This is a genomic window from Pedobacter sp. 01T416_2, from assembly GCF_056398925.1.
In genome coordinates, this window is sequence record NZ_JBFTQI010000331.1 from 1 (window position 1) to 6189 (window position 6189).

At 37.1% G+C, this 6189-nt stretch carries 6 protein-coding genes and 1 pseudogene; 5 read left to right on the forward strand and 2 right to left on the reverse strand.

From position 1 onward, the window contains the following. Positions 1-347, reverse strand: a pseudogene (locus AC1DPQ_RS14710) (LTA synthase family protein); the annotation flags it as partial. Positions 348-503: 156 nt separating this feature from the next. Continuing rightward, complete coding sequence (locus AC1DPQ_RS14715) at positions 504-1208, reverse strand: hypothetical protein (protein WP_477585454.1); 705 nt, start codon at positions 1206-1208, stop codon at positions 504-506. 275 nt (positions 1209-1483) lie between these two features. Between AC1DPQ_RS14715 and AC1DPQ_RS14720 the strand changes: the two genes are divergently transcribed. The 5 genes from AC1DPQ_RS14720 to AC1DPQ_RS14740 form a co-directional block, all read left to right on the forward strand. Continuing rightward, positions 1484-2083 (forward strand): HD domain-containing protein, encoded by a 600-nt coding sequence (locus tag AC1DPQ_RS14720; RefSeq protein ID WP_477585798.1) that lies wholly within the window; start codon positions 1484-1486, stop codon positions 2081-2083. A 77-nt stretch (positions 2084-2160) separates the two neighbouring features. Continuing rightward, positions 2161-2838 (forward strand): response regulator transcription factor, encoded by a 678-nt coding sequence (locus tag AC1DPQ_RS14725; protein WP_477585800.1) that lies wholly within the window; start codon positions 2161-2163, stop codon positions 2836-2838. Further along, positions 2835-4088, forward strand: coding sequence for a sensor histidine kinase (locus AC1DPQ_RS14730; protein ID WP_477609961.1), 1254 nt, complete (start codon positions 2835-2837; stop codon positions 4086-4088). Before AC1DPQ_RS14725 ends, AC1DPQ_RS14730 begins: the two co-directional genes overlap by 4 nt. 424 nt (positions 4089-4512) lie before the next feature. After that, complete coding sequence (locus AC1DPQ_RS14735) at positions 4513-5325, forward strand: phosphatase PAP2 family protein (RefSeq protein WP_477583793.1); 813 nt, start codon at positions 4513-4515, stop codon at positions 5323-5325. A gap of 37 nt (positions 5326-5362) precedes the next feature. Then, a partial coding sequence (locus AC1DPQ_RS14740) for a TolC family protein (protein ID WP_477609963.1) occupies positions 5363-6189 on the forward strand: 827 nt, incomplete at its 3' end.

Genomic DNA, 6189 nt, shown 5'->3' on the forward strand with positions numbered 1-6189 from the left:
CAGAAGAACCATTCTGAAATGGCATTGAAAATGAGCGTGAAAACAACAAAGAAAAAATAAATGAACAATAATACCTTGTTGAATTTACTGGCATACCATTTAGAAGGGAGCAGCCATAAGTAAATTATAATCGGAATTACTGCAAAAGATGCGGCAGCAAGATCGTAAAACAGACCAATAACCAGGATTTTAAGGAGATTCAGTATCGACCAATCAACACCAGATGCACTGTAAATTAATAAGGCAAGTCTCGTAATCAACGATATGCTGCACAATAGCGCTGTGGCTAAAAAAACTGGTCCAAATCTATGATGGAGTAATTTATTTGTTTTTTCTTTAATGCTCATAGTTAAAGGTGAATCCAAAGCTTGAACTTTTCTCGCCACACTTTGTATAATAAATGGCGAAGTTAGTTTTCAATTCTGAAGGAATCCTGAAGGTTTGGTTAGGGTTTAAAGGTAACATTAAAGTATTGTACTTAATAAAGTATTATATTCGATTTGTTATTGTTTCGAAAAGTTAACGCTCAGTGTTGACGTAAATCGAGCAATGAGTTTCTCGTATAAGGCTTTATTTATTGTGTTCGAAATTATAATTGTGTTATTTGTGCCTGTACGTGTAGTTTGGCCGAAATCGCTTGCTGTTAACCCAGTTACCAATGCGTTAAGTTGAATGGCTACTTTCGCTAAGTATGTTCCGGAAGTAACTTCTACTCTGGCGGCTTCTAATTTGATCGATTGCGTTTGGTTCATTTCAAATCTAACCGGGATTTTGGTTCCAGAAGCTTCAATATAAGTTCCCGTCAATAATAATGGTGGGTTGGTAAGCGAACTGCTCATGGTTAAGTTAAACTGGTTGTGCTCATAAACACCTGCTATTAACGCAATTGTTCCTGATAATGAATCGGGTTTTAATGCGTTAACGAGATATAGATTTTTAGATTCTAAAGATACGGGTGTACCTGCCTTTGTAGCACTAAACTCTATTTTTGCGATATTAATACTCGCCGTAGTCCAGTTTATACTTCCGTTAGTGCCTGGCGCTACAACTGCTCCACTTGCCGCTGCATTACTGCTTAACGATGCGCTTAAATTACCTGCACTAAAGCTGTAACTTAATTTGGTATCAGCTGCTACCTCTTTTTTTGTACAATTGGTAAATAGCACTGCTAATAGTGTTGCAAAAATAATGTTGTAAAATTTTTTCATCATATTTGGTTTAAGGAATAAAAAGATTGTTTATGCGGTATTAATATATATTCGAATTCTGTAGTAATTCTGAAGATGTACCAGTCAACCCCCTTTTTATCTCCTTAACTCGTATTTAAAGCCTATAGGTATAATCCAATCTGAATGAAATTCTGAATAGAATATGAATTTGTTGAAAAACGATTTCTGGTTCGACAACTGCCCATAAGTATCATCGCTACAGTTTTTCTTCAGAATTGGCCAATAATATTGTACTATTTATTGAAGATTGATAAATGGAAAAAGAGCAGGGAATATTGCTAAAAAAGGTTGAAACTTTTGTTAAAGAACTTTTTGAAAAGGAGCTACCAAAAAACATGTACTTTCATAGTTTTGAGCATACTTTGTTAGTTGTAGAGGGCGTTAAAATTATTGGTAAGCAAAATAGTGTAAGTGAAAATGAATTGCTGACACTTATTTTAGCAGCCTTTTTACACGATGTGGGCTATATTAAACAATATATTGGCCATGAGCTAGCCAGTGTCAAAATTGCATATGAATTTTTACTGGAAAATGGTCTTAAACGCGATCAGATAGAAGTGGTAAGCAACTGCATTCTTGCTACAAAATACCCTCAATTGCCAGATACCGATTTAGAAAAAATAATATGTGATGCTGATTTTTATCATTTTTCACTTCAAAGTTATACTGATTTTGCCGCGCGGCTGAAAAGAGAGTGGGAAGAAAACCTTCGTTTAGTATACACAGATCGGGAATGGGATGCCATCAACATCAAAATGCTTACGGGGCACGAATACTTTACCGCCTTTGGTAAACAAATATTGCAGAAAAAAAAGAATCTGAACCTCGAAAAATTGATACAGCGATTTACCTAAAGGTTTTACATAACAGGTTTGATTTTCTGGTTTTAATGACTACTTTATATCCAATTAAATAACAAAATGATTAACCGATGAAAATTTTAGTCATTGAAGATGAACAGGCTTTATTAGAGAGTATACTTGCCTATTTTACCGGTGAAGGGAATGTTTGTGAGCACGCTTCGGATTTTGCCGCTGCCAATGAGAAAATATCGCTTTATAATTATGATTGTATTCTTTTAGATTTAGGGCTGCCCGGTGGGGAAGGACTGGAATTATTAACCAAGCTTAAACAATTGAAAAAAAAAGATGGGGTGCTGATTATTTCTGCGCGCCATTCTTTGGATGATAAACTGATGGGGCTCGATCTTGGCGCCGACGATTATTTAGTCAAACCTTTTCATTTGTCAGAACTTAAAGCGCGTGTAAGTGCTATTATCCGCAGAAAGAATTTTGATGGCGACAATGTTATTCTTTTCAACGAGATAACGGTGGATGTTTCGGCAATGAAAATTGCTGTTAAAGGCAATCAGATAATACTTACCAAAAAAGAGTTCGATCTGCTGGTGTATTTTCTTTCTAACCGCAATAAAGTAGTCACTAAAAATGCCATGGCCGAGCATCTTTGGGGCGATGAAATGGACCTGTCGGATGATTTTGATTTTATTTATACCCATGTCAAGAATCTCCGTAAAAAATTGCTTGAGGCAGGAGCGGCTGATTATCTTCGCTCTGTTTATGGGATTGGTTATAAATTTGGTGATCTATGAAACTCTCCAACCGTTATAACAAAGCAAATATTTTAACCTCTATCGTTGTATTAATCATTACGGGGATTATTTACTATGTTGTAATCCATTTTATTTTAACCGAAAAATTAGATCGCGATTTAGCCGTTGAAGAAAATGAAATTAACCAGTATGTAAACACTTTTCATAAACTCCCACTGCCTGCAAGTTACCTCGATCAACAGATATCTTATAAAACACTAAGTGGGATTATTTCTGAAAGAGAATTTCTAAATACAATTTATTTTAACCCAAAAGAACGTGAAAACGAACCTGGGAGAAGTCTGATTACGGTTCTACACTTAGATGGTAAAACCATTGAGGTAACCATAACCAAATCGAGGGTAGAATCAGAAGACCTTATTAGAATAATTCTTTTAATAACACTCGGAATTACGGTTGTTTTGCTTTTATCCTTATTGCTGATCAACAGATTTGTACTGAGCAGGCTTTGGCGTCCCTTTTATTCTATTTTGAACCAGATGAAAGCTTTCGAAGTAACCCGAATGGATACTATTGAACAAGAGCCAACTAAAATTGATGAGTTTAACGAGCTTAACAAGTCTGTAAATGCCATGGCCGAAAGAGTGCGGCAAGACTATAAGGAACTTAAAAGTTTTACCGATAATGCCTCGCACGAAATGATGACTCCATTAGCCGTAATTAATTCTAAATTAGATTCTTTGCTGCAAACAGAGTCGTTTACCGAGCAGCAGGGCGCATTATTGGAAGATATTTATCATGCTACAGGCAGATTATCGAGATTGCATCAATCACTATTATTGTTGGCCAAAATTGAAAATAACCTGATTCCCGATTTTCAGAACATCGAACTCAAAGAAATGACAGAAGCTAAGAGCCGTCAGTTTCAGGAGCTATTAGAAAAGGACGGACTGCTGTTAACTGAAAAGCTTGTACCTGTGGAAATCAAAATGAGCAGGTATCTTGCTGATATTTTGCTAAACAATCTTTTTAGCAATGCAGTGCGGCATAATGTAAGTGGTGGACACATTCATATCCAACTTGATCAACAGGCGCTAACCATTTCCAATTCAGGAAACCCCGGTCATCTGCAAACCAAAATATTCGATCGTTTTTCAAAATCTGTGGAGTCTGAAGGCATAGGGCTTGGGTTAGCCATAACCAAACAGATCTGTAACCTTTATGGCTTTCGTATTGATTATCACGAAGAAAGTGGTGAACATGTTTTTACTGTTTATTTTGGTGATTAATCTGCCCATTTTTTTACGCTTCTTCATGCCGAACTTGTTTTATTAGTTGTGTTTATGGCGCTGAAGGTCTAATAGTTACTTCTTGGTCAGGATCTTTTTAGTTATTTATGTGGTTGAATTGCAAGAGTGGTGGGTGTTGCCACCGTCATTATAAATAATAAACACATTCTGCGTAGATCAGCGACATCTGCGGGAGGCTTAAGATGAAGCATTTGTCATATTTTTTATTGCCCGCAGATTTTTTAGGTGTGATTGTGTGTTACCACCTGTCACTATCGATTACCCCTTGCTGATGTGGTGATAGGTGTTGCCACCTGTCACTATCGAATTATCCATTTCGAACATCTAATTTAAAAAGTTTCACTCATTCATAACTTCAGAATTTCTCCATAATTCGATTATAGTTTTGATTAAAATTTAAACTATGAAAAGGTTTTTAGGGGTGTTGTTGATTATGGTAAGTTATAGAAGTCATACTTATGCTGCTGCCGTTATTGGGTACACTCAAAATATAGATTCGGTTAAAAATGTTCCTGCAGATTCTCTAGGACGATGGTACACTGACCAGTCGATGCAAAAAAGAAAGTTTCAGGCAACGGCATTTATTGCGCCTGTTTTACTTGCGGGTTATGGTTTTGCCGCTGTTTACGATCATGGCGCATTAAAACAACTGGATGTAAGTACCAAGGCAGAATTACAGGAAGACCATCCTTTATTTGCCGCTCATGTTGATGACTATCTCCAATTTGCACCAGCGGCTGCAGTATACGCACTTAATTTGTCGGGTATAAAAGGCAAGCATAACCTGTTTGATGCTTCGATGTTATATGTAACCTCCGCTGCAATTATGGGTGTTTCTACTCATTTTGTAAAACAGGGCGTTGGTAGAGAGCGACCAAATGAAAATGGAGAAAATTCTTTTCCCTCAGGGCATACCGCATCTGCATTTATGGCGGCAGAATTTCTGCATCAGGAGTATAAAGATGTTAACCCTTGGATTGGTTATGCAGGTTATTTTGTCGCCACTGCCACTGGAACACTGCGGATGTATAATAACAAACACTGGTTTAGTGATGTGGTGGCAGGTGCCGGATTCGGGATTGCTTCTACAAAGATATCTTATCTTGTTTATCCATATATCAAAAGCCTTTTCACTACAAAAAAAGATGGGAATTTTACATTTATGCCCTTCCACCAACAAGGTAGCACGGGTTTAATGCTTTCGGGCAGATTTTAATATTGTTCAATATTTTTTGAGTTGAAATCATCCAAAAATGAATATAAAGTTGAAGTACCTGATTTTATGCGTGGTTACTTTTTGGGTAATGGGAGCGGTGGCTCAAGTCCCTTCAAAAAGTCTCGGTTATTATTTAAAACAGGCTGAATTTACAAGCCCTGTACTTAAAGATTTTCAAAATCAACAGCGTTCTGCTGGGGTAGATAGTTTGATTGTTCGTGCAACCGGGGGACCACAGGTTACGGCCAGTTCTGCAGGGATGTATGCGCCAATTGTACATGGTTATGGTTACGATGAAGTGCTTACCAACGGACAGGCACTAGAAGTACTACTTAATGTGAATTATGATCTGCTGAACAAGAAACGCATCAATAACCAGCTCGAGGGTATTAAAATCCAAAGCGATTCCATTAAATATGCCAGGCAATTGTCGCTATATGATTTGCAAAGATCTATTGCCGATCAATATATTCTAGCCTATGCCAGTCAAGAGCAGGTAGATTTTAATCGGGAAGTGGTTATACTGCTCGAACAAGAAGAAGCACTGCTTAAAAAATTAACCAGAAGCAATATTTACAAACAATCCGAGTATTTAACTTTTCTGGTTACTTTACAGCAACAGCAACTGGTAGTAAAACAGGCCGAATTGCAGTTTAAAAATGATTACGCCACGTTAAATTATTTAGCAGGCATTGCCGACACCACACAGGTTAAGTTAGCTGATCCCCAATTGCAGACCTCCAGCACCTCAATGGATCGAGGCTTTTTTAATAAACGTTTTGATATCGACAGTTTAAAAAACAGCAATCAAAAAAAAGCGATTAACTTTAACTATAAACCCAAACTTGGGATATATGCAAATGG